Genomic DNA, 24,760 nt, shown 5'->3' with positions numbered 1-24,760 from the left:
TGCACCCATAGCGCAACTGGATAGAGTGTCTGACTACGAATCAGAAGGTTGAAGGTTCAAATCCTTCTGGGTGCATTCAACGGGAAGTGGCTCAGCTTGGTAGAGCACCTGGTTTGGGACCAGGGGGTCGCAGGTTCGAATCCTGTCTTCCCGATTGGTAATCTACACGAGGTTACATATTTGGCGGTGTAGCTCAGCTGGCTAGAGCGTCCGGTTCATACCCGGGAGGTCGTGGGTTCGATCCCCTCCGCCGCTATTTGTAAGCTCGGACCTTTAGCTCAGTTGGTTAGAGCAGACGGCTCATAACCGTCCTGTCGTAGGTTCGAGTCCTACAAGGTCCATCAGTTTAATATAATCGCGGGATGGAGCAGTCTGGTAGCTCGTCGGGCTCATAACCCGAAGGTCGTTGGTTCAAATCCAGCTCCCGCAATATGGTCCATTGGAGTAGTGGTCTATCTCGCCTCCCTGTCACGGAGGAGATCGCGGGTTCAAATCCCGCATGGACCGTAAGATGGCTCGGTAGCTCAGTTGGTAGAGCAAAGGATTGAAGCTCCTTGTGTCGGCGGTTCGATTCCGTCCCGCGCCATTGTTTTAATATCTGCGGGTATAGTTTAGTGGTAAAACGAAAGCCTTCCAAGCTTTAGTCGCGAGTCCGATTCTCGTTACCCGCTTGTTACGGGCCTATAGCTCAGCTGGTTAGAGCGCACGCCTGATAAGCGTGAGGTCGATGGTTCAAGTCCATTTAGGCCCATATGGAGTAGTACTCAAGTGGCTGAAGAGGCGCCCCTGCTAAGGGTGTAGGTCGGGTTATTCCGGCGCGAGGGTTCGAATCTCTCCTACTCCGTAACAGAGATATGAAGCTTTAATATTGATGTTTAAGCATTGATATTAAAGCTTTTTTTATTCCTAAAATTTGTTTTGCCTGGCAAATTGGCTTCATATTTTTGCTTTTTCTGCTTGATTGAGTTAGTATTTAATTAGTATAACTAATTTTTAGTAAGTAGAAAAGAATCAAATATGAAAAACTTAACTGATAAAATCACTCTTAAAAATGGTGCTACAATCAATAATCGACTTGTTCAATCACCAATGTTAACTAATAGTGGTGAAAATGGAGCAGTTAGCGAAGATACGCTTAGATATTGGCAAGCAAGAAATAATTCCGCTGGAATGATGATTACTGAATATCACTATGTCAGTGAAAACGGCGGTCCGGCTTTAACTTGGGCGGATAATCGCACGCAATTAGCAATTTATGATGATAAGTTTTTGCCAGGATTAACTAAGTTAGCTAAGACGATGAAGGCTAACGACAATAAAGCGATCTTGCAGATAGCCCATACGGGTAGAGAAGCACACTACCGCGGACATCTTGGCTTGCCAGTTTACGGCCCAAGCGATGCGGATTATCCATTTTTACCTTACCGCATTAAGGGATTTAGTAGCCAGGAAGTAGAAGAGGTTGTTAGAGACTTTGGCATGGCAGTAAAGCGGGCGATTCAGGCTGGTTTTGATGGAGTTGAAATTCATGGTGCCAACCACTATTTGATTCAGCAGTTCTTTTCTAGATTTTCTAATAAGCGCGATGACAAATGGAGCGAGGCTGAGAGCTTTCCACTAGCAGTGGCAGATGCAGTCTTTAAGGCGGTTGATGAGGCTGCACCAGAGAATTTTATTGTCGGCTATCGAATTAGCCCTGAAGAGATAAATCCAGCTAGTGTTGGCTATACTTGGCATGATGCGGTGAAATTGGTTGAAAAGTTGACTGCTAAGCATTCATTTGACTATGTGCATTTGTCTTTGCCAGCATATGATGCCAAACCCGCTGATTCAGATCAAACTTTTGCTCAGTTGTTTAGACCATACTTGTCAGAGGGAACAAAGCTGATGATAGTTGGCGGAGTTGTTGATCGTCAAAGTGCCCAGAAGGCAATGGATTTAGCGGACTTGGTGGCGGTCGGCAAAGCGCAACTGATTGATGCAAACTTTGCTGGAAAATTGATTGAAGGCAAAGACCAGGACATTGTGACTGAAATGACTGATCAATCCGAATTGGAGCAGGCGTTGACTCCGGGATTGCGCGAAGTGTTTGACCAAGAAAAGAAGGTGCCAAATTGGCGTAAAAAGGTCTTTGATGAGCTTGATTATAGCAAGGCAAAGTAGAAGTTATCTCGGATTGAATTTGAAAAATTTTTTGTTATATTTAGCTATAGATAAAGATGTGCGGTTGATGGAAAACTGATAAAAATGGCCGTTCTGGCTGTTTGAAAATGCCAGTGTTGTTAGGATAATTTAGTGTTCCCCACATATGTGGGGGTGATCCTGACATGGTTTTTGAGGAACTGGAGAAGAGGAAGTGTTCCCCACATTGGTGGGGATGGTCCTGTTAATTATCTTTAATTATTTAGCATAGAGCTGTATTCCCCACGCAAGTGGGGCAGAATAGTGTTAAATATTCATTCAAACAATGAATTTTTAACGCTTTTTTCTTTGCATATCGGAAACTATGCTGCCTACCAAAAAAGACAGCTAGCCTGATGCTAGTCGCCCCCTTAGAAATTTAGATCATGGATTAACCGATTCTAAGTTCTTTCTTTTGTTGCATGATAACCTTAGTAGCACCATCATTCAACTTCGCAGAAATGAGTGCAACAAAAAGACGAGATTGCTCTCGTCTTTGTTATCTATGCTTCTTGCAATGTCTTACCTTTAGCTTCAGCAATGAATTCTTCCAATTCATCATCAGTGAAATAGTCGCCGTACAAAGTCCAGTCTAATTTGTTCGTTTCGTAACTCACAATGCTCGCCCTCCTGTCTTGGTTTAATTCGTTAACTCTATTTTGGGCCCAAATAAACTGCTCATTCAGACTCACCTCTTCATCGTTCATTAACTTCGCCAGTTCCTTAAGTTCATCGCTTTCGCCGGCAAAGTCTCCTTTTGAGTTAATGATAATTGTAATTGGGCTATTATTCAACACTAAGCAATTATTACTGGTTTCAATTGTGACTGATTTATTGAATGGAAGCTTTTGATTTTTTGAAAAAGTAGAACATTTGTTGAATAACTAAAGAAAATAGGGAAATTCAATATTTACGTCTTTTCCTATACTGATATAATGAAGAGTATAAATACTTTCAAGGGAGTAGAAATGTATGGTAGGTAAGCGCAACATAGCACAGTATGCCATAGTCCAGTACGTTGATTATCTAGATCAACGCTTATTTGTCGAGCTTTTTAATAGAATTGGTAGGAATTTGAAGCAAATTTTTGTCTATCAAACTCCTATTTTTTGTGCTCTGAAGAGGGGTGAATTGTGATGGGAGAAGAATTAAAATTGTTTGACTCATCGCAATTAAAAATCCCCGATTATGAGTTGCAAGAAATAAATCAGGATGATCAAAATCTGATCAAATCTAAAGAGCGAGTTCAGCAGCATGGAGAAGTATTTACTCCTAATTGGATGGTCAAAAAAATGTTGGCAGAGGAACCGATCCAAGCAAAAATAAGAGATTTACATGCTACTTTTCTTGAACCAAGCGCAGGTGAGGGAGCATTTTTAGTCGAGATCCTACATCAAAAATTGAACTATGTAGATCAAATATCAAATAAAACCAATTGGATGACAAATGCTATCTGGGCCTTAATGAGTATCTATGGAATTGAATTATTAATGGATAACTTGATAAAGGCTAGGGCAGGGATGATGGAAGTTGTTCTGAATCACTATCAAGCCTTCTTTCAGAAAAAGTTATCAATGAGAACTGACTTCTATAAAACTGTTGAATTTGTCATTAAAACTAATATTGTACAAGGCGATACATTGCAATATGTTAACTCTGACGGGCAACTGATTGAATTTAGTCAGTGGCATCCAGTGGATGGGAAAGTTCAGAGAGAGGTATTCACTTACAAATCGCTATTCAACAACAGTGATATTGATGATGTTGGAGCAGCTGATGGACAACTTAGCTTGTTCGACGAGCCGGATGATGCAGGGACTAGGTTTGCTTTATGCGACGTAGTTAAGGTTTATAAAGAGGAGATCAGATAATGAGTGAGGAGAAAAAGTTTAAGTTTGATGTTGTGATTGGTAATCCGCCATATCAGGAAGCATATCAGGGTAATTCTACAGGCGCAAATTCAATTTATGATAAATTTATGGATTCAGCATATCAGGTAGGAAATATAGTTGAATTAATAACACCAGCCAGATTTTTGTTTAATGCTGGAAGCACTTCAAAAAAATGGAATAAAAAAATGCTAGATGATCCACATTTAAAAGTATTATATTACGAAAAGGATTCGGCAAAAGTATTTTCAGATACTGATATAAAGGGTGGAGTTACTGTTACTTATCGTGACAATTCGATGGTATATGGAAATATAGGTGTTTTTTCGCCATATAAACCTATGAATGCAATTATCAAAAAAGTAAAGAATTCAAAAGGTTTTAATTCAATGACTGATATATGTGTTTCTAGTAGCGCATATCACTTTACTGAAAAGCTACATGTCGATCATCCAGAAATATTAGAAAAAAGAATAATAGTAAATGGAAAAGAAAGACCCCTATTGAGTAAAGGTCATGAATATGATTTAAAATCGAGTATTTTTGAAAAACTACCGGATATTTTTCTTGATAAGAGAGTGGAAAATTATGAAAGTTATGCTGAAATTTTAGGAAGGGATGCAACAGGAAGATCAAAAAAATATATTGAACAAAGATATATAAATACTCCTAAGAATTTTAAAGTTTATAAAATCTTTTTACCTAAGGCAGACGGCAATGGGAGTTTTGGTGAAACTTTAACAAAGCCAGAAATTGAAGGACCATTTGTTGGGGCAACAGAAACATTCTATAGCGTAGGATTATGTAGTTCATTAGAAGAGATTAATAATGTTCTTAAGTATATAAAATCAAAATTTTCCAGAGCGTTGCTCAGCGTTTTAAAAATAACCCAAGATGTCAATCCTGGAAAATGGAAATACGTCCCTCTCCAAGACTTCACTCCAAACTCCGACATCGATTGGACAAAATCCATCCCTGAAATCGATCAACAACTATACAAGAAGTATGATCTTTCCCCAGAGGAAATTGATTTCATCGAAACTCATGTAAAGGAGATGGACTAGAATGAACGCACCAGCAATTAAATCATTCCGAAAAATCACTCCTATGATCTACGCCTACACCACGCCCAACGATATCTCTCACAACGGTTGGACGAAAATTGGCTACACGGCACGTCAATCTGTCCCAGATCGAATCAAACAACAAACCCACACAGCAGATGTGGAAGCTAAACTTCTTTGGATGGGAAATGCTCGCTACCAAGATGGATCTGATGAAACATTCACTGATCATGATTTTCACGATTATTTGACGAATAAACGTCATGTTGAACGCAAGCCCAAGACTGAATGGTTCCATATTGATGGCGATACATCCCACCAATATTTCTACAAGTTTACTGAACGTGATTTCAGCGATATCCAAGGTAGTAAAGGCACTCAATATGAACTCCGCAAGGAGCAAAGAAATGCTGTTGATCAAACAATCAGTTATTTCTTAAAGCATGGTGATGGTAGTGAATTCCTTTGGAATGCTAAGCCGCGTTTTGGCAAGACTTTATCTACCTATGACTTGATAAGACAGATGAACTTCCAGAATGTGCTTATTGTTACTAATCGACCAAGTATTGCTAATTCTTGGTTTGACGATTTTGACAAATTTATCGCTTGGCAAAGTAACTATAAGTTCGTCAGCGAAAACGATGCTTTGAAAAATCGACCAGTTCTATCAAGAGATGAATTTCTTGATACTATCGCTACTGATGATACTTATGGACAAATTGTTTTTGAAAGTTTGCAAAGCTTAAAAGGTTCTGTTTACTTTGGTGGCAATTACGAAAAGCTAAAGTGGATCAAAGATTTAAAATGGGATCTTCTAGTAATTGATGAAGCACACGAAGGTGTTGACACTTATAAGTCTGATAAAGCATTCGATAGAATTGATCGCAAGTACACTCTTCACCTAACAGGTACACCATTTAAAGCATTGGCTATGGGCAAGTTTGCTTCAGATCAGATTTATAACTGGTCATATGCTGATGAACAAGAAGCCAAACTTAACTGGGATGAAAATGCTGAAGGTAGCAGCAACCCGTATGAAGTTATGCCTCGCTTGAACATGTTCACTTATCAAGTTTCAGCCATGATGCAAGATGAACTGAAAAAAGGCGTAACTTTGGCTGATGGAGATAAGGCAGATCCAGCCTTTGACTTAAATGAATTCTTCCGTACGCAGAATGGTAAGTTTGTTTATGACGATGCTGTTGATCGCTTCTTAGATGCTTTGACTAAGCAAGAGAAGTATCCATTTTCTACTCCAGAATTACGTCAAGAATTAGCCCACACATTTTGGTTATTGAATCGGGTTGATAGTGCTAAGGCTTTAGCTAAGAAGTTAAAAGAACACGACGTATTTGCTGATTATGAAATTATTGTAGCTGCTGGAGACGGCAAGCTTGATGATGGTCAATTGACCGAGGAGCAGTTAGAACAAGCTAACGAAAACGCGTTTGATAAAGTTAAGCGAGCTACTGAACAATTTGAAAAGACTATTACTCTAAGTGTTGGTCAGTTAACTACTGGGGTTACTATTAAGCCATGGTCTGGAGTTTTGATGCTCTCAAGTATGAAGAGTCCATCAGAATACATGCAAGCAGCCTTTCGTGCACAGAATCCTTATACTTTTGTTGACCGCGATGGCAAGTTAGTTCAAAAACAAAACGCTTATGTTTTTGACTTTGATCCTACCAGAACTTTGACGATCTTTGATGAATTTGCCAACAATCTGTTAGAAGAAACAGCTAATGGTAGAGGAACAGCCCAAGAACATGAAGCTAATATTCGCAAGCTTCTGAACTTCTTCCCAGTAATTGGTGAAGATGAAGAAGGTAAAATGGTAGAACTTGATGCCAGTCAAGTTATGTCAATTCCAAGAAGATTGAAGTCACAAGAAGTTGTTAAGCGTGGCTTTATGAGTAACTTCCTCTTTACTAATATTGCCAACATCTTCCGTGCACCAACTGAGGTTCGCGATATTTTAGAAAATTTGCTTCCAGCCAAAGAAGAAAAGAGAGCTAAAACTGATCAACCAGTAATGGATGGAGCAGAGGATATTCCAGTTAATGATCAGGGTGAAGTAGAGATTCCTAAAGATCGTACAATTGGAAAGTCAAAGGAACTCTTTGGGGATAAGGTTTATAGCGATTTAGGAAAACAGGTTGCCGATTCAGTTGAAAAAGCTGATAAATCTGACTTTAAAGCTGCAGCTAAAGAAATCACGAAAGAATTGAACAATTCAATCACCAAGGAAATAGTATCGCGCGTTAGTCAAGAATATGAAATGAGCAAGGCTGAGGCTAAACGCTGCCAAAAGCAGCTTGAAAGGAAAAATGAACAAGAATTCTCTAAGATTGCTGATGAGTTAGAGGATCAAAAGAAACTAGCTACAGTTGAATATGAGAAAAAGCAAAGCGCGGTACAAGATGCTGAAGAACTTCGTGATGCTAAGAAGGATTATGAAGTTAAGATGGATAAGATCGCGCAGGACTTCATAGAAAAGATGAAGAGTCAAACGGAAAAGGCTGTTGCCGATACCCCGGCTGAAGTTGTTGGTCGAATAGAGAAGAATCAAGAAGAGCAGAAGATGAAGAGCGTTGAAGAAGATGCTCGGGCACACTTGCGTGGTTTTTCTCGTACTATCCCAAGTTTTATTATGGCTTACGGGGATGCAAATCTAACTCTACAAAACTTTGATGACTATACAGAAGCTGACGTTTTTAAAGATGTGACAGGTATCACTGAACAAGAATTCCGCTTCTTACGTGATGGTGGGGATTATAAGGATAAAGAAAGCGGTGAAATAAAATACTTTGAAGGTCACTTGTTTGATGAGGTAGTCTTTAATGATTCAATCCAGCAATTCCTTGAATTGAAGCAAAAACTTAGTGATTACTTCAATGGAAACAATGAAGAGGATATTTTTGACTATATCCCACCGCAAAAGACAAACCAAATCTACACGCCAAAGGCTGTTGTAAGACATATGGTTGATGATTTAGAAGCCAATAATCCAGGTATTTTCGCTGATCCTAATAAGACTTTTGCTGATTTGTACATGAAGTCAGGCCTTTATATCACAGAAATAGTTAAGCGGCTATTTCGTAATGAAAAGATGAAGGAATTATTCCCAGATGATCAGGCACGAATTGAGCATATTATGAAACATCAAGTTTATGGATTGGCACCAACAAGAATTATTTATTTGATTGCAACTAATTATATTTTTGGCTTTGATGAAAATTTGAAAAAGTCTGTTTTAGGCAAGCACTTTAAGCAAATTGATGCTGCTGAATATGCTAAAAATGGAACTCTAGAAGAAGTTATTCAAAAAGAATTTGGAGGTAAAGAATAGAATGAAAGCTGATAGTATTCATCTATTCGATTTTTTGAGAAATGGTAGCAGAACTATTTTTGAAATTCCCGTTTTTCAACGTAATTATGAATGGGGAGAACAGCAATGTGACCAGCTTTTCAAGGATTTAGTAACTGCCGCTGAAAGTGGACAAGACCATTTTATTGGTGCGATTGTTTACGTGACTGAAACAGGAAAAGAAATGAGTCACATCTATCGCATTATTGATGGTCAGCAAAGAATGATGAGTTTGACTTTGCTCTTAAAGGCTTTAGCTGATGTTGATGAACAAAAGCGGGAAGAGATTAAGGAAGAGTATTTAACTAATAAGTATTTTGACGAGAATAATCACCTTAAATTGAAGCCAGTTGAACATGATCTAGAAGCCTTTCAAGCAGTGATGGAAGACAAGATTGATCAATACGCGCAGCCATCTAAGGTAATTGAAAATTACCAATACTTTAAAAAGAAAATTCAGGCTGCATCTTTATCAAGTTCAGAATTGATTGATGCCTTAAATCATTTCAACATGGTTTATATCGAATTGACTAATGGCGTACAGGATGAAAACCCACAGGTTATTTTTGAGAGTTTGAACTCTACAGGCGTATCTTTGTCTGCATCAGATTTAGTTAGAAATTTCCTTTTGATGGAGCTAGATTCAGAAAGTCAAGCACGCTTATATAAAGAATATTGGGCAAAAATGGAACAAATTTTTACTACAAATACTTTCGCAGAATTTGTTCGTAATTACCTAATCATGAAAACTCATAAAAAAATCAATAAAGGAAAAATTTATCCTTTGTATAAGAGTTTTTACCAAACTGCTGGTTTGAATTCTGAAGACGCGTTGAAGGACTTATATCGCTTTGCAGTCTTTTATCGACAATTGATGCATGCAGAAACTGGCAATCAGACCTTAGACGAGATTTTGAATAATATCAATATCATGGATAGTAAGGTAATTTATCCATATCTTTTGATGATGTTGGATATGGCTGCAACTGGCGAGACTACTATAGAAACAGTTATTGAAGTGGCTAAGATCTTTGAAAGTTTTTTATTCCGGTTAAAGGCTTGTGACAGATCAACAAACTTTTTGAACGGAATTGTAGTTTCTCTATGTGATAAAGATAAGGCAGAAAATGATTATCGTAGAAGACTATTATATATGCTAAGTTTAAGATTCCCAGATGATAAAGAGCTCGCAGAAAGTTTAATGGAAGTAAACCTCTACAAGCAACGAAACCTGGCTAAATTAGCCCTAGTAGTTTTAGAGAAATCTAGGACTAAGGAAACTATTGACTTTGAAGATGCCCAAGTTGAGCATATTATGCCACAGCGCTTGAACAACGATTGGCGTCTTGAAGTACAAAATGCTGATAAGGTTAACGAAGAATTTGGCGGCGTTATTGGTAACTTAGCCTTGACCAAGTACAACCAGGAAATGAGCAATAAAGTCTATAGCAAGAAGAAAGAGCAATATATAAATTCAAATGTTACTTTAACAAGAGAAATTGCGATAAATTATCCTGAATGGAATAAGGAGAGTATCATTGATCGAACTCAGAAATTAACCCAAGAGTTGATTTCGATCTTCCCTAAGCCAAGCGATAAGGTAAGAGTTGAAGAGCTTTCAGGGGAACATGCTATTACAGAATCTGTTGATATTACTGGAAAGAAACCAACTAGAATTACAATTAGTGATGAAGATATTCAACTTGATTCATGGCGCAAGATGCTAATTGGATTTATGGAATATATCTGGAATCTTGACAGTCGCAACTATGAAAAGATCAGAAACGATAGTTCCTTGAACAAGATGCTTTTTGAAGGAAATCGTAGAAGTCCAGAAAGATTAGATAATGGTGTGGTAATCGAAACTAATTTCTCTGCCAGCGTGATCTTGGCAATTATTGCTAAAATCGCTGAAATTTGTGATATAGCAGATGAAGTATCATACACGGTGAAGTAGAAATCAAAAATGGCTCTAGCAACAGGGCCATTTTTTGATGCTTAATTTTGCTAAATCGTAATTTAGTAATTTTTCCAAAAAACTAGCTGCCAGCTGTTTACCTTTGATCAAATCTAACTTCAAGTCTCAAGACCTATCAAGGTTTTGAGGCTTTTTTTGTTTAATGTTTGACAAAATCATATATATGATATACTGTATTATGTAAATAATACAGTATTACTTGAAAGAGGAAATAAATTATGACTGAAATACTTAAGGTTGAACAATTAACCAAAACATACGGCAAGAAGGGCCAGAAGCAATATCAAGCCCTCAAGGGAATTTCCTTTACCGTAGACAAAGGCGAATTTGTTGGTATCATGGGTGCGTCTGGTTCTGGTAAGACGACTTTGCTTAATATTTTGTCAACAATGGACAAGCCAACTTCTGGTCAAGTCTTCATCAACAATCAAGATATTACAGCTTTAACTAAGAATAAGATGTCAGACTTCAGAGGCAAGGAAATCGGCTTTATCTTCCAAGACTTCAACTTATTGGAAAACTTAACCAACCGTGAAAACATTGCCTTGCCGCTAGCTTTGCAAAATGTTAAGGCCCGCATTATCAATGACAAGGTTGAAGCTATTGCGTCAAAGCTTGGCATTACAACTATCTTGGACAAGTATCCAGCTGAAGTTTCCGGTGGACAAAAGCAAAGAGTTGCTTCAGCTCGAGCTTTAGTACATAATCCATCTATCTTGTACGGGGATGAGCCAACTGGTGCTTTGGATTCTAAGTCTGCAACTGAATTATTGGAGACCATGAGCATGTTGAACCGTCAAGATCAAGTTTCGATTTTGATGGTAACGCACGATCCATATTCTGCTTCTTACGCTGACAGAATTCTTTTCATCAAGGATGGTAAGATCGGCAATGAATTGAAGAAGGGCGAACAGAGTCGCGAAGAATTTTATCAAGAAATTATCGCTGAACTTGGTCGCCGTTAAGAGGGGGAATAATAATGCTTTGGAAATTATCTTTAACAGGGATCAAGAGTCGCTTTAAAGATTATGCCGTGCTCTTCTCCGGCTTAACTTTATCAGCGTCGATCTTTTATATGTTTTTGGCACTGGCGCTTAATCCGAAATTCTTGAAGGATGCCTTGCCAATCGGCTATCAAATTACGCAAGTAGTCTTTGGTTTTGGGATCGTCTTATTGGCGATTATTACCCTGGTTTATATCGTTTATGCTAACAGCTTCTTGCTCAGCATGCGCAAGCGCGACTATGGAACTTACATGATGCTGGGAGCAAGGAATCGCAAGATTGGCCGCTTGATTTTTAGCGAAACCTTAGTCGTTGGACTTATCGCAACTTTAGTTGGAATCTTGATTGGGGTCTTCTTGGCTCAAGGTATTTCTAACCTATTGATCAGCCAATTGCAGCTAGTTATCCACCATTTTGTTGGTTTTTATCTACCAGCTGTTTTATGGACTTTGCTGTTCTTTGCAATTCTCTTTTTCCTAGCAGCTATTTGGAACCGGATCAAGTTGACACGCAGCAGCTTGATTGACTTATTGCACGAAGATCAACAACCAGTTAAATTGCAAAAGAACAACGCTCGCTTGATCTTGATGGCAATTGCCGGAATCATCCTCTTAGCAATTGGCTACTGGGCAATGTCAGCGGTTAAGCTTTTGGCTGAAACTTCTATTCCAGTTGCCTTGGTGACAATTGTGTCAGGGTCATACTTGGTCTTTTCATCATTCTTTACGATGATGATCAATCTCTTGCGCAAGAATGCCAACTACACCTTTAAGGGCTTGCACGCTTTTTCTCTTGGTCAATTAAAGTTTAGAATTTACTCTTACAACCGAATTTTGACCATTGTGTCATTATTATTTGCTTTAGCTTTAGGTGCAATTACTGTTGGCTTGAACTTTAATGGTATGACCGAGCAGAATAAGCAGACACAGTACTATGACTTAATAATTCCAGGTAACCCTAAGAAATATCAAGCTGAGATTGACAATTTAGGGATTGAAGAAACTGAACGGATTCCTTTTAAGATGAAAGGAGAAAAGGTTTACGTTTCTAAGGATGAAATTCTCAAGAAGAAAATCAAGATTCAATACTTCTATGTTAAGAATGCACAAGCTCACTATAAGACCCTTGTCCTTAATAAGAAGAACTTTGACAAGATTGATAGCTCAGACTTCAATCAAAATCTTCCAACAAACTATGACCTTCCAAAATATGTTTCTCAAAAACAATTCCAGGCACTTAAAGGCCAAGCTTTAGTAGTTAACGTCTACAGAATTTCGAATTTCGAAAGGAATTGGAAGAAAATTGCTAAAATTCAGGAAACAGTAATTAAGAATTCTGATAAACAGTACTCGGGCATTAGCCCAAAAGTCTTTAACTATCAAGCTGCCATGCTGGTTGCATCAGGCTTTGAATTCATGGGCTTTTTCTTAGGACTAGCTTTCCTAGCTATGCTTGCTTCAACTTTGATGTTCAAGGTGCTATCTGGTGCTAACAGCGACCGTCCACGCTACCAAATGCTCTGGAAGGTCGGAGCTCAAACTAGATTGCTCAAGCAGTCTATTGCTAAAGAAATCGGCGTTTTGTTCAGCCTGCCAGCAATCTTGGGAATTGTTGATGTTTTGTTTGGCTTGCAATTCTTCAAGGCATTGTTGCCAGATCCATACAAGAATATCTGGATTCCATTTGTCCTCTTCTTAGCTTTATACCTGATTTACTACTTATTGACTGTAAAGCTATATGAATCCATTGTTTTGAAAAAAGATAAATAACTTATTACCACGTCCTCACAAGTTGAGGGCGTATTTTTTTACGAAAATGTAAAGATAAGGGAAATTGTTTGCGAAGGTAAAAGATAAAATGGTATAGTTATTTCATTATTGCAAAATGGAGGAAAATTGATGGATCAAAATAATCAAGTTGTTAAAGGAATGGCTTGGGCTGGATTAGCCTCACTGAGCTGGGGCGTGTCGGGAACAGTCTTGCAGCTAATTTCGCAAGATTTAGAAGTGCCAGGTCCTTGGATGTTTTCAACCAGAACAACTATCACTGGTTTGATTTTGCTTCTTATTGGTACAATCCTATATAAGGGTAGGATTTTTGATGTTTTTAAAACTCGTAAGTCCTGCATTTCAGTTTTTGCTTATGGACTTTTGGGACTAGCAGCTAATTTGATGACTTTCTACTATTCGATTCAAACAGGTAATGCGTCAACTGCAACAATCTTGCAGTATCTATCGCCATTATTCATTGTTTTGGGCGGGGTAGTATTTTATCGCCATCGTCCAATGAGAACGGATGTTTTGGCCTTTGTGATTGCCTTGATTGGGGTTTTGTTATGCATCACTAAAGGCGATTTGACCCACTTAGCTGTACCAATGGTGTCGCTACTATGGGGAATTGGATCAGGAATTACGGCTGCCCTATATGTTGTTTTGCCACAAAAGGCTTCCAAAGAGAATCCACCAATCCTAGTTCTAGGTTGGGGAACGATGATTGCGGGTATTTTCTTTAACTTTTTGAACCCAATGTGGGTTAACGTGCCAAAGATAACTCCAACTTTAGTTGGTTCAGTTGCTACTGTAATTATGCTTGGAACAATCGTGCCATTTGGGCTGCTCTTGCATGCTAGTTGCATGGCCCCATCGGATGTTGTCAGCATCATGGATGCCTTGCAGCCAATTACGACTACGCTTTTGAGTGTGATCTTTTTCAAGCTTGATATTGGCGCAATCGAAATTTTGGGAATTGTTTTGGTTTTAGGCGCAATTTACATTTTGCAATATGGTCGAAAGCCTAGAGGCGTCAAGCAGAATCAATAATCAAAGTAGGTGAGTGTTGTGACTAAGGATGAAATTCTAGCTTTAGTATTAGATAAGTATCAAACCCAGCCAGAATACTTATGGAAAAAATATCCAAGCTTTGCGGTTTTAAGGCATAACCACAATCGCAAATGGTATGGCCTGTTAATGGATGTCGAAAAAGACAAGCTGGGTTTAGCAGGAAGCGGCAAGGAAGACTTACTTAACTTGAAATTGCCTGATGATCTAATCTCAATTCTGCAGGCAGATTCAAGATTCTTGCCAGCTTATCATATGAACAAAGCTCACTGGATCTCGCTTCGAATTAATGAATTTGATTCTCAAGAGATTGCTAATTACTTACAGACAAGTTACGAATTAACTCAAAAATAATCCTTGTTTTCTTTACAAAAAGCGCTCACAAGGTGGACAATAAATTGAGGATGAACTAATAAGCTGATTGAATTGATTTTTTAAATTCAATCAAGCTTTTTTATTGCAAAAGATCAATTGACTTAGAGGGGGAAAAATGACCGAGAAACAAATAACGATGGTTACCTGGGCGATGGTGCTAGGTAATGTGATGGCCGGATTAGACAGTACGATTGTCAACACTGCCTTGCCGGCAATTATTGCGGATTTGCATGGAATTCAGTTTATGGGATGGATCGTGGCCTTGCTTTTGCTGGGGATGTCCGTTTCAATTCCCATCTGGAGCAAGATTGGCGAGCGCTTTGGCAACAAGCTTGCCTTTGAATTATCGATCTTATTTTTCGTAACGGGGTCGCTATGCCAAGGATTAGCCAAGAATATGTATTTCTTCTTGATTGCTAGAGCAGTCATGGGAATTGGCGCCGGCGGGATGGGATCAATTCCTTATATCATGGCCGGGTATATCTTTAGCAATATCAAAAAACGGACCCAAATTCTAGGCTACCTAGGTGCAAGCTTCAGTATTGCGACGATCTTAGGACCATTAGTTGGGGGGTATCTAGTAGATACCTTGTCCTGGCACTGGGTTTTCTACATTAATATTCCAATTGGCTTAATTGCCATCTTGCTATCGATCATCTACTACAGCGAAGATCGCCAGGCAGAAGACAGCAAGTTTGACTTGATCGGAGCTGGGTTAGTTGTTCCAGGCTTGATTTTCTTATTGCTAGGAATTCAATTGGTGGGCATGACCAGCTTGATGGTAGTTGCAATCTTCCTTGTCTTGGGACTTGGATTACTTGCGATGTTTGTCAAATATGAACAAAAAGTAGATAGCCCAATTATTCCAATTGAAATGTTCAAAAATAAGGCTTTAGTTGGAGATCTATTGTTGTTCATCTTTTCTTGGGGAGCATTTTTGGCGGTGAACACTTACTTGCCAATGTGGGCGCAGGGACTTTTAGGTACCAGCGCCTTGATTGGTGGGATGATTTTGGTGCCTAACTCCTTGATGGATACGCTTGGAACGCAATTAGTCAATCCGCTTAAGGCCAAATTTGGTCAGTTCCAGTTGATTGCCTTTTGTATTTTGTGCATGCTAGTTTCCAGCTTTAGTATGGTGATTTTGCCAAGTGATACCAACATTTGGATTTTGGCAATTTTGGCTTCATTTTCTGGTTTTGGCGTGGGATGCGTCTTTGTTATTTTGCAGATTAAGGTTCAAGTCGATGCTGGGGATGAAAATATGGCTCCGGCGACCTCTTTGTCATACTTGATTAGGATCTTGGCTCAAACAGTCATGGCAGCTATTTACGGTGTAATTATGAACATGGCTTTAGCAAGAGGGGTAGCTAATCATAAAGAAGTAACTATGGGCATGCTCAATAAGCTTAGTGATGCTGCTAGTGCTAAAAGCTTGCCACAAGACTTATTGCCACTTATGCGCCAAATCTTCCATTCAGGTTTGCAAGAGATTATGATTTGCGCTAGTGCCTTATTAGTCATTACTTTCTTGCTCAATATTTACTTTAATGGCAAAAAAACTGGAAGATAGGGCTTACATTGATTTACTATTAATTTTAAGAGTCTATAATAATATTTAGAATTTTAGATAGAGAAGAAGGATATTATTTTAGAATCTAAACCTGCCCGATGGGGCACAAAAGCATATCGTGACGCAAAGAAGTTATATTTGAGTGCATTTCCAGCCTGGGAGCGTTTCTCCTTGCCATCCCTGTTAGTGATGAGCTTAAGGCCAAGCGTAAAGTTCCATGCCTTGTATGATGGAGATGTTTTCTGCGGCTTAGCCTACTATGTCGAAGGCGACGAGACTGTGTATTTGACCTACTTGGCAATTAATAAGCAGCTTCGCGGTCAAGGCTATGGCAGCAAGGTCTTGAGTTTACTTGAAGACCGTTTTCCAGACAAGCAGATCATCATCGACATTGAGCCAGTAGTCAGCTCAGCTAAGAACTACAAGCAGCGCGTAAGTCGGTTGAAGTTCTATGAAAAGAATGGCTTCCACCGGACTAAGCAGATGCTCAAGGATCAAGATGGTGAATTTGAAACTTTAACCACTGGAAAGAAGTTCAATAAGCCAGGTTTCATTAAGGACTTGAAGAAGATGAGCTTTGGCTTTTACCAATTTAAGATTGAAAAATAAAAACGGCCTTTCCAAGCGGGAAGGCTTTTTGCATGCAATAAAAAAGCCAGATTTCTGAAGTTTGAAATCTGGCTAGTAAGAATAAGGTTATTTGGGAATTACGAATTCCACTTGATAGTAGATTTTAGAAGAGATATTTATAGAGGTTTGGATTTTATTGGTAAATCTTGCCTTCTTGTGCACGACGTTCTTCAAGTGCTCTTTCGCTAGCAGCTTCTTTAGGAAGAAGCCAGTTGAGAAGCATTCCGATGATGGTGCAAAGGGCAACTGAAGTTAATTGGAAATTGCCAAGTTGCAAGTAGGCACCACCAATACCGATAACTAAAATGACTGAGGCAATCAACATGTTGCGCTTTTCGCCAAAGTCGATCTTGTGGTCAACGAGGATCTTCAAACCGTTAGAAGCGATTGTTCCAAAGAGTAGGAAGGAGATACCACCGATAACTGGCATTGGAATTGATTCGATCAAGGCTGCTACTTTTCCAACAAAGGAGAAGAGAATGGCAAATCCGGCAGCTCCGGCTAAGACTGACACTGAGTGAACCTTAGTCATGGCCAAGACACCAATGTTTTCACCGTAAGAAGTAGTTGGGGGACCACCGATGAAACCGGCGATAATTGTTGAAAGACCATCACCAAGCATAGTCTTGTGCAAACCTGGATCCTTCATGAAGTCGCGCTTAGTTAGGGAGTTAAGCACCATGATGTGACCCATGTGTTCAGTCATAGTAACAAAGGCAATTGGGGCCATAGTTAAGATGGCTGCTGGGTACCATTTGAAGTGGTAGCTAATGAATGGCACGTCTAATGCTGGCAAGGAGAACCAAGCAGCTTGTTCAACACCAGATAAATCAACGATTCCTAAGAATAGTGAAAGCACATAGCCACAGATAATTCCTAACATGATTGAGATCAAGCTAGTGAAGCCCTTGAAGCACATTTGGAAGATCAAGGTCATGACCAAGGTGAACAAGGCTACGCCAAAGTATGTTAAGTCATACTTTTGGTTCTTGAGCATGGCATCGTTTGCGGCAGTTGTTGCAAGCGACAAGCCGATTACGATGATGATTGGTCCAACCACGATTGGTGGCAAAACCTTGTTAACCCAGGCAGAACCGATCTTGCCGATGACAAAGGAAACGATCAAGTAAACAATACCTGAAGCAATCGCACCTTGGGCAACAGCAGGATAGCCGTCTGTCTTCATCAAGGCTTGCATTGTCGCAACAAAGGCGAAACTTGAACCAAGGTAGGCAGGGATCTTGAACTTAGTGCAGAGCATGTGAACTAAGGTACCCACACCTGAAGCTAATAGAGCAATACTTGGATTTAAGCCAATCAAGATCGGCACTAAAACAGTTGAACCAAACATGGCGAACATGTGTTGCAAGGATAAAAGTACTCCTTGTCCGAGCCCTGGGTGTTCGTAAACATCGAGCACCGCGTCAGGGTTGCGGAATGATTCTTCTTTTGACATAAGAAACTCCTCTCAAACAGATGACCCAAGAAAAAAGACCATCCTAGACACCGGGTCTAAGATGGTCTTCTGTTTGACGTATGACAAAAATACGCTATTCAGATTTCCTTCTTAGCCTCACGGGACTAATCTTAAAGGTCATCACTAACATTTGAATATATTTAACAGTTTTTTTGTGATTTTGTCAATGAAAATGTTAAGAAAGATTTCTCAATACGTTAATTTTGAATAATAAAAGGTTAAGCAAAACGATCGCCGTTGTCACAAGGAAAACCGCACTGTAGCCCCAGAAAGCGGAAATTGTCGAACCCAATAACGGGCCAAAAATATTGCCGATGTACATGGCTGATTGGTTCCAAGAAAAAATCCGCCCCGTTACTTCGATCGGAGTATTTTTGGTCAACATGGTTTGCACTTGTGGAAATAGGCAGGCATCAGAAAATCCAACCATAAAGCGCAAAATTCCCAATTGAAAACTATTTTGCACAAAAGCAGTCAGACAGAAAAAGATCGATGCGGCAATCAAACCACCGACGATAATTTTCTGGGTGCCAATTCGATCGCCTAAAGCGCCAAACCTTGCTGCTACTAGAAAAGTGGCAATTCCTGGCAAGGCGGCAATTACGCCAGAAACAAAAACGACATTAGAGCTGCCTGGCATTAATTGTCTTAGATACAAAGAAACAATTGGATTAATCGAATTATTGGCTGCTTGAATGATCATGGTCGTTAATAATAAACCAAAGATCAAGGCTGGACTTTTTAAGGAATGAATAATACCTTTGCTGCTAGTTAGTTGCTGATTTTGAGAAGGTTGAAAATTATCTTCATGAACGAAAAATAGCGACAAGAAGAAGCAGATCAAAAGCAATATTCCAGTAATTAAAAAGGGAATACGATAAGAAAAAATACTAGCTAAAGCTCCACCAACAAATGGTCCTAGCAAATTGCCGGCAGTAAAAGCTGAAGTCATTGTACCCATTGCTTGTCCAGATTTTTCTTTAGGCGTCTCAGTTGCTACAAGGGCGTTAGAATTAGAAACAAAACCAGCAAAGATCCCTTGAGCCATCCGTAAAATAAACAGTTGCCAAACATTGGTAACTAATCCCATGAGGGCAATTACGATAGCCATTCCTAAAGCTGCCCGCAGAGTCATGAGTTTGCGACCTTTTTTGTCAGCTAGTTTTCCCCAGAGTGGCGAAATAAAGGCCGAAACAAAGAACACGCCAGAAAAAACCAGCCCCGACCAGAAATTAAGTTCTTGATGAGAGAAATGTCCTAGACTATCAACGTACAAGGGCAAAAAAGGCATAATTTCTGAAAAGGCAATTCCGGCGATGAAGACAGCAATTGAGAGAATAAATAAATTTTTCTTCCAAGTAGGAGTTTGAGCTTTCAATAAAATCACCATTCTAAAACAAATAATAGTCAATCCTACGCTTTAACGGTATTTTTGTAAATAACATGGAAGACTGCGCTGAAAATAGGTTAAAATAGTTGTAGTAGGATTATTTAAAACGAAGGTGATGCGAATGCAAAAAGAACAAGAAATTCAAATGTTAAAGGATTTTTCTGATGCCAACTCAACTTCTGGTTTTGAAGAAGAATTCGTTAAGCTTTTTACTGAACATGTTAAAGATTTAGCCGATGTCGAAGTTGACGGTATGCTCAATGTTTATGCTTCCAAAAAGGAAAACAAGGGCAATCGTCCAGTTATCCAATTAGATGCTCACTCTGATGCGGTTGGCTTTATTACTCAAGCTGTTCGTCCAAATGGAATGATCAAGTTCGTTCCACTTGGCGGATGGGTTAAGTACAATATCCCAGCCTTGAGAGTTAAGATTCGCAACCGCGATGGAGAATATATTCCAGGTGTTGTCGCAACTAAGCCACCTCACTTTATGACTGCTGCTGAAAGAAACAACGTTCCAGATGTAGCTGACATGTCAATTGATGTGGGTTCATTGAGTAGAGAAGAAACTATCAACGACTTTAAGATTGATACTGGTTGCCCAATTTTCGTTGATGTGAAATGCGAATACAACGACCGCACTGGTTTATTCTTTGGCAAGGATTTCGATGACCGCTTTGGTGCTGGTGCAATGGTTGACGTTTTGGACAATTTGAAGGGCGAAGAAGTTAACTTTGATGTGGTAGCTGCCTTGTCAGCTCAAGAAGAAGTTGGCTTGCGCGGTGCATACGTAACTGCTCGCAAGATTAAGCCTGATGTCTGCTTGGTTTTGGAAAGTTGTCCAGCTGATGACACCTTTACGCCAGATTGGCTTTCACAAACTGGCTTAAAGCGTGGACCAATGCTTAGAGATATGGATACTACCTTCTTGCCAAATCCTAAGTTCCAACAATATGCTTGTGACTTAGCTGATAAGAACGGTATTCCTTACACTCGTTCAGTTAGAACTGGTGGTGGACAAGACGGAGCGGCTATTTACTACGAAAATGGTGCTCCAACCATCGTTATTGGTATTCCTGTTCGTTACGAACACTCGCCATATTGCTACAGCGCATACAAGGACTTCAAGGCTTCAGTTGACTTGGCAGTTGCAATTATTCGCGACTTGACAGTTGAAAAGTTGGAAAGCTTTAAGCGCTTCTAAAAATTGAGATAGGGGGTATTTATCAATGAAACTGTTAGCAAAAGGAAAGTTAATCAAAACTGTTCTCTATGATGAACCCTTTAGTAAATTGAATTTAATTTTGGCAAATAGCCATGTAAAGGTTGTTCGCGGCAATCGCTTCGAAGTGGTCTTTACGGGACCAGAAGATGAGATTCCTCGGGTAAACTTGGACGAAGATGTGCTTAGAATTAGCCAGACTTTCAATCGAAGAATTCGCCACGAATACAACCCGGGCTACTTAGTTAGAGTAGTTTTACCAGCCGAGATCGACGAACTAAGCATTTTTGCTTTTAGAGGAAATATTGAACTAAACCGCGTAAAAATCGGACAGGTAAATATTGATACCAATGAAGGTAATTTGACTTTAGCTGGGGATAAGTTCGATGTCTTGAACTTGAATAGTCGCTATGGCGATTTATCAGCTAGACAGATGCAGACTCAGGAATTTAGATTGATGCTCACTTATGGGGATGCTTATTTTGATCTTTGTCAACTTGGCAATAGCAAGTGTCAGATTACCAATGGCGATTTTGAACTTGCTAATAGTAAGTTGACTGGCCGAGTTTTTGTTAGTTCCTTAGAAGGTGACATTATCAGCCGCTTGACTAGCGTCTCAGGTTATCACTTGCAAAGCGATGACGGGGATGTAGTAATCAAAGGAGAAGATGAAGGCTACACCTATATCGTTAAGCCAGATCAAGCAACTGCTTTATATGCTAAGACCGCTGATGGTAGTATTTTTGTCGAATAAATTTAGCAATGCTCTTGTGATCTTTGTGATTACAAGGGTATTTTTTTCGATAATTAAGGCAAAAGATTTTCACAAAGTCAGAAAATTTGTTATAATGACTCTATATTATAAGTCACTAGGGGTGCTGTAAAAAGCTGAGAAATACCCTCGAACCTGAACAAGATAATCCTTGCGTAAGGAAAGTGCTGGCATTTTTAATCGAAAGCAAACGCTCCTTTTGACTTATCAAATTTGACAAGTTTAGAAGGAGTGTTTTTTATGTTTAAACGATCATCAAAGTGGGATATAAAAGCAATTATTTTGATTGCATTGATTGGGATAATTATGGGAGTTGTTTACACTTACGGCGTCAACAACCTTTATAACGTAACCAAGTTAATTTTACTGCCAACAGGCTATGCACCAGCAATGGATATGGCTTTATCAGGATTATGGTATATTGCTGCACCTTTATCAATGTACTTTGTACCAAATGTTGGCTCAGGTGCTTTGGGTGAAGTATTAGCAGCGACTGTTGAAATGGCGATCGGTGGTCAATGGGGTGCACTTACTATTCTTGAAGGACTTTGCCAAGGCTTTTTCAATGAAATTGGCTTCTTCCCTAAGAAAAAGAGATACCAAGATTTCTCATGGAAGTCAGTTTTGACTGGGGCATTTTTTGCTAACTTGGGTGGATATGCTTTGCAATACTTTATCTATGGTTGGTACAAGTATTCTGTCAACTTGCAAATCGTAATGTTCATTGTTGGTATGATTTCAGCGCTTTTATTCGACGGCGTTTTGGTTAAATTGATTACCAACTTGTTTGACCGAGCTTTGAAGCCAGTAGTGGAATAATTTGTGAGCAAATCATTCGCAATTTTGTCTGAAGTTAGCTATAAATAATAGTATCTAAGTAAATTACTTCAGAAAGGACATTCCATTATGAAAATCACATTTTTTGACGAACCAATTGAAACTGTTGGTACTCCAGCAGAAGTTGGTGAAATTTTTCCAAGTTTTGAAGTGAAAAACAGTCAAGGCGAAACTGTCAAAAGCGGCGCTTTATTAAAGGGCACTACTTTGATTTCAGTTGTACCAGACATTAATACTAGTGTTTGCAGCCTTCAAACTAAGCACTTCAACCAATCAGTTGATCAATTCGAAGGAATCAACTTCTATACTATTTCAACTAATACAGTTGAAGATCAAAAGCATTGGTGTGCTGCTGAAGGCGTAGAAAAGATGGAATTGTTGTCAGATGCAGACTTTGATTTCGGCAAGAAGTCAGAATTGCTTATTCCTGACAAGAGTATTGACCAGCGTAGCGTTTGGATTTTAGATGAAACTGGTAAAGTTTTGTACCGTCAGTTGTTGATCGAACAAACTAACGAACCAGATTACGATAAGGCTTTAGACTTTTTAAAGAATTTATAGGCAATAAAAAATGCGAAAGGATCCGGTTAGTATAAATTGGATCGATTCGCATTTTTTTATTTTTCTTGTTTTCTAGCTAAGACTGAACGAATCTTAGTGGTCAACATATCGATGGCAACTCCATTTGCACCGCCTTCTGGAATAATAATGTCGGCATAGCGCTTAGTTGGTTCGATAAATTGATGATACATTGGTTTTACTGTATCCATGTATTGTGAAATAACGGAGTCTAAAGACCGGCCACGTTCTTGCATGTCTCTTTGCAAACGACGGATAAAACGAATATCGTCATCAGTATCAACGTAAACCTTGATGTCCATTAATTTTCTAATATCCTCGTTAAATAGAACTAGGATTCCTTCGAGGATGATAATATCAGCTGGTTCAACATGGATGGTTTCATCGCTTCTTGTGTGAGTGGTAAAATCGTAAGTTGGCATTTCAATGGCCTTGCGGTGAAGCAATTGGTTGATTTGTGCTTCTAACAATGGCATATCGAAGGCATTAGGGTGGTCATAGTTGATCTTCTTTCGCTCTTCCATGTCTAGGCCAGTATTGTCTTTGTAGTATGAGTCTTGGGTGATGATCATAATGCGATCGTCATCATTAATCTGTTTGGCTACTTCATGGGCAATGGTTGTTTTGCCGCTACCGGAACCACCGGTAATTCCAATAACTACGGGTTTATCAAGTGAATTCATCATGTAACTCCTTTATTTTGTCATTAAACATATTAGCTATAAAACCGCAATATTACAAGCTTTATCGCGAAAAAAGTTCGGAGAATTGGGTTGAAATCATTTTGAAAATAAATGAAAAAGATAGTAAAATGAAAAAAGAATTTTTTAAGGAAGGGTAAAACTATGACACCAATTATTGAATTTCAACATGTTGATAAGTATTATGGCAAGCTCCATGCCCTCAAGGATATTAATTTAACCATTAATGAGGGTGAAGTTGTTTCTATCATTGGACCTTCTGGTTCAGGTAAAAGTACCCTTATTAGAACAATGAATGGTCTTGAAAGTATTAATAGCGGTCGCTTGATCGTTAACGGCTACGATTTGGCCGATAATAAGACCAATATCAATAAAATTCGCAAAAATGTTGGGATGGTTTTCCAACACTTTAACTTATATGAAAATTACACCGTTTTAGGCAATATCAAATTAGCTCCAAGAGTCGTTTTGCATCGCTCTGAAGAAGAAAACGAAGCAATTGCGATGGATCTGCTCAAAAAAGTCGGCCTTGAAAACAAAGCCCACATGTACCCACGCAATCTTTCCGGTGGTCAGCAGCAGAGAGTGGCGATTGCTCGTTCTTTAGCAATGAAGCCAAAGGTAATTTTGTTTGACGAACCAACTAGTGCCCTTGATCCAGAAATGATTCAAGACGTATTAGATGTTATGAAATTGGTTGCTGAAGAAGGTATTACCATGGTTGTGGTAACCCACGAAATGGGCTTTGCCCGCGAAGTCGGCAATCGTTTGATTTTCTTTGAACAAGGACGCGTTCTAGAAGATCGCAAGCCAGATGAATTCTTTGATAATCCTGAAACTGATCGTGCCAAGGAATTTTTAAGCAAGATTATTCACTAAGGAGG

The 24,760-nt window shown here is 39.1% G+C and carries 20 protein-coding genes, 10 tRNA genes and 1 riboswitch; of the genes, 26 read left to right on the top strand and 4 right to left on the bottom strand.

Translation table 11 applies throughout. The features are described from left to right. The first annotated feature begins 1 nt into the window (after window position 1). The 11 genes from BN53_RS08675 (at window position 2) to BN53_RS08625 (ending at window position 2,163) form a co-directional block, all read left to right on the top strand. Window positions 2-75 (top strand) — tRNA-Arg (locus BN53_RS08675). A 5-nt stretch (window positions 76-80) separates the two neighbouring features. Beyond that, window positions 81-154, top strand: a tRNA-Pro gene (locus BN53_RS08670). Window positions 155-182: 28 nt separating this feature from the next. Beyond that, a tRNA-Met gene (locus BN53_RS08665) sits at window positions 183-256 on the top strand. Between the two features lie 11 nt (window positions 257-267). Next, window positions 268-341 (top strand) — tRNA-Ile (locus BN53_RS08660). A 15-nt stretch (window positions 342-356) separates the two neighbouring features. Next, window positions 357-430: transfer RNA gene (locus BN53_RS08655), tRNA-Met, on the top strand. A 3-nt stretch (window positions 431-433) separates the two neighbouring features. Beyond that, window positions 434-507: transfer RNA gene (locus BN53_RS08650), tRNA-Asp, on the top strand. A 6-nt stretch (window positions 508-513) separates the two neighbouring features. Next, window positions 514-586: transfer RNA gene (locus tag BN53_RS08645), tRNA-Phe, on the top strand. A 14-nt stretch (window positions 587-600) separates the two neighbouring features. Continuing rightward, window positions 601-671, top strand: a tRNA-Gly gene (locus tag BN53_RS08640). A gap of 6 nt (window positions 672-677) precedes the next feature. Next, window positions 678-751, top strand: a tRNA-Ile gene (locus tag BN53_RS08635). 3 nt (window positions 752-754) lie between these two features. Beyond that, a tRNA-Ser gene (locus BN53_RS08630) sits at window positions 755-844 on the top strand. A gap of 173 nt (window positions 845-1,017) precedes the next feature. Next, entirely contained in the window at window positions 1,018-2,163 is a 1,146-nt protein-coding gene (locus BN53_RS08625) for an oxidoreductase (RefSeq protein ID WP_009560580.1), read from the top strand. 521 nt (window positions 2,164-2,684) lie between these two features. On the opposite strand, the gene BN53_RS09515 is transcribed toward BN53_RS08625, so the two are convergent. Then, entirely contained in the window at window positions 2,685-2,978 is a 294-nt protein-coding gene (locus BN53_RS09515) for a hypothetical protein (protein ID WP_009560579.1), read from the bottom strand. Window positions 2,979-3,317: 339 nt separating this feature from the next. Here BN53_RS09515 and BN53_RS08615 point away from each other — a divergent pair, with 339 nt between their 5' ends. From BN53_RS08615 to BN53_RS08570, 10 genes are all read left to right on the top strand, one after another. After that, entirely contained in the window at window positions 3,318-4,052 is a 735-nt protein-coding gene (locus BN53_RS08615; protein WP_009560578.1) for a hypothetical protein, read from the top strand. Next, complete coding sequence (locus tag BN53_RS08610) at window positions 4,052-5,134, top strand: Eco57I restriction-modification methylase domain-containing protein (protein WP_009560577.1); 1,083 nt, start codon at window positions 4,052-4,054, stop codon at window positions 5,132-5,134. The genes BN53_RS08615 and BN53_RS08610 overlap by 1 nt, the downstream gene beginning before the upstream one ends. 1 nt (window position 5,135) lies before the next feature. Continuing rightward, window positions 5,136-8,483, top strand: a complete 3,348-nt coding sequence (locus tag BN53_RS08605; RefSeq protein WP_009560576.1) for a DEAD/DEAH box helicase family protein — start codon at window positions 5,136-5,138, stop codon at window positions 8,481-8,483. Between the two features lies 1 nt (window position 8,484). Next, entirely contained in the window at window positions 8,485-10,458 is a 1,974-nt protein-coding gene (locus BN53_RS08600) for a DUF262 domain-containing protein (protein WP_009560575.1), read from the top strand. 239 nt (window positions 10,459-10,697) lie between these two features. After that, window positions 10,698-11,444, top strand: a complete 747-nt coding sequence (locus tag BN53_RS08595) for an ABC transporter ATP-binding protein (protein ID WP_009560574.1) — start codon at window positions 10,698-10,700, stop codon at window positions 11,442-11,444. Between the two features lie 14 nt (window positions 11,445-11,458). Then, entirely contained in the window at window positions 11,459-13,252 is a 1,794-nt protein-coding gene (locus tag BN53_RS08590; protein WP_009560573.1) for an FtsX-like permease family protein, read from the top strand. A gap of 129 nt (window positions 13,253-13,381) precedes the next feature. Further along, the gene (locus tag BN53_RS08585; protein ID WP_009560572.1) at window positions 13,382-14,302 is read left to right on the top strand and encodes a DMT family transporter; all 921 of its coding nucleotides are present in this window, start codon (window positions 13,382-13,384) and stop codon (window positions 14,300-14,302) included. 18 nt (window positions 14,303-14,320) lie between these two features. Then, window positions 14,321-14,674 carry an MmcQ/YjbR family DNA-binding protein gene (locus tag BN53_RS08580; RefSeq protein ID WP_009560571.1) on the top strand — a complete coding sequence of 118 codons (354 nt, stop codon included), beginning with the start codon at window positions 14,321-14,323 and terminating at the stop codon, window positions 14,672-14,674. A gap of 136 nt (window positions 14,675-14,810) precedes the next feature. Continuing rightward, window positions 14,811-16,268 (top strand): MFS transporter, encoded by a 1,458-nt coding sequence (locus BN53_RS08575; protein WP_009560570.1) that lies wholly within the window; start codon window positions 14,811-14,813, stop codon window positions 16,266-16,268. 138 nt (window positions 16,269-16,406) lie between these two features. Further along, window positions 16,407-16,877, top strand: a complete 471-nt coding sequence (locus BN53_RS08570; protein ID WP_009560569.1) for a GNAT family N-acetyltransferase — start codon at window positions 16,407-16,409, stop codon at window positions 16,875-16,877. 154 nt (window positions 16,878-17,031) lie between these two features. Here BN53_RS08570 and BN53_RS08565 read toward each other — a convergent pair whose 3' ends face one another. Together BN53_RS08565 and BN53_RS08560 are read right to left on the bottom strand one after the other, a co-directional pair. Continuing rightward, window positions 17,032-18,354 carry a uracil-xanthine permease family protein gene (locus BN53_RS08565; protein WP_009560568.1) on the bottom strand — a complete coding sequence of 441 codons (1,323 nt, stop codon included), beginning with the start codon at window positions 18,352-18,354 and terminating at the stop codon, window positions 17,032-17,034. A gap of 196 nt (window positions 18,355-18,550) precedes the next feature. Next, window positions 18,551-19,765: a multidrug efflux MFS transporter gene (locus BN53_RS08560; protein ID WP_040537398.1), complete on the bottom strand. Its 1,215-nt coding sequence runs from the start codon at window positions 19,763-19,765 to the stop codon at window positions 18,551-18,553. Between the two features lie 121 nt (window positions 19,766-19,886). Here BN53_RS08560 and BN53_RS08555 point away from each other — a divergent pair, with 121 nt between their 5' ends. From BN53_RS08555 to BN53_RS08540, 4 genes are all read left to right on the top strand, one after another. Further along, the gene (locus BN53_RS08555; protein ID WP_009560566.1) at window positions 19,887-20,969 is read left to right on the top strand and encodes a M42 family metallopeptidase; all 1,083 of its coding nucleotides are present in this window, start codon (window positions 19,887-19,889) and stop codon (window positions 20,967-20,969) included. Window positions 20,970-20,994: 25 nt separating this feature from the next. Then, window positions 20,995-21,741 (top strand): DUF4097 family beta strand repeat-containing protein, encoded by a 747-nt coding sequence (locus tag BN53_RS08550; RefSeq protein WP_009560565.1) that lies wholly within the window; start codon window positions 20,995-20,997, stop codon window positions 21,739-21,741. Between the two features lie 107 nt (window positions 21,742-21,848). Beyond that, a riboswitch (TPP riboswitch) is annotated at window positions 21,849-21,939 on the top strand. A gap of 60 nt (window positions 21,940-21,999) precedes the next feature. Further along, window positions 22,000-22,578: an ECF transporter S component gene (locus tag BN53_RS08545; protein WP_009560564.1), complete on the top strand. Its 579-nt coding sequence runs from the start codon at window positions 22,000-22,002 to the stop codon at window positions 22,576-22,578. An 87-nt stretch (window positions 22,579-22,665) separates the two neighbouring features. Continuing rightward, complete coding sequence (locus BN53_RS08540) at window positions 22,666-23,157, top strand: thiol peroxidase (protein WP_009560563.1); 492 nt, start codon at window positions 22,666-22,668, stop codon at window positions 23,155-23,157. Window positions 23,158-23,213: 56 nt separating this feature from the next. On the opposite strand, the gene udk is transcribed toward BN53_RS08540, so the two are convergent. Continuing rightward, window positions 23,214-23,858 (bottom strand): uridine kinase, encoded by a 645-nt coding sequence (udk, locus tag BN53_RS08535; protein WP_009560562.1) that lies wholly within the window; start codon window positions 23,856-23,858, stop codon window positions 23,214-23,216. Between the two features lie 162 nt (window positions 23,859-24,020). Here udk and BN53_RS08530 point away from each other — a divergent pair, with 162 nt between their 5' ends. Continuing rightward, window positions 24,021-24,755 carry an amino acid ABC transporter ATP-binding protein gene (locus BN53_RS08530; protein ID WP_009560561.1) on the top strand — a complete coding sequence of 245 codons (735 nt, stop codon included), beginning with the start codon at window positions 24,021-24,023 and terminating at the stop codon, window positions 24,753-24,755. Window positions 24,756-24,760: the final 5 nt, after the last annotated feature.

This window comes from Lactobacillus pasteurii DSM 23907 = CRBIP 24.76, from assembly GCF_000297025.1.
GTDB classification, from domain to species: Bacteria; Bacillota; Bacilli; order Lactobacillales; family Lactobacillaceae; genus Lactobacillus; species Lactobacillus pasteurii.
Note: the sequence above shows the minus strand (reverse complement) of the source record. Positions and strands in the feature narration are given on the sequence as shown.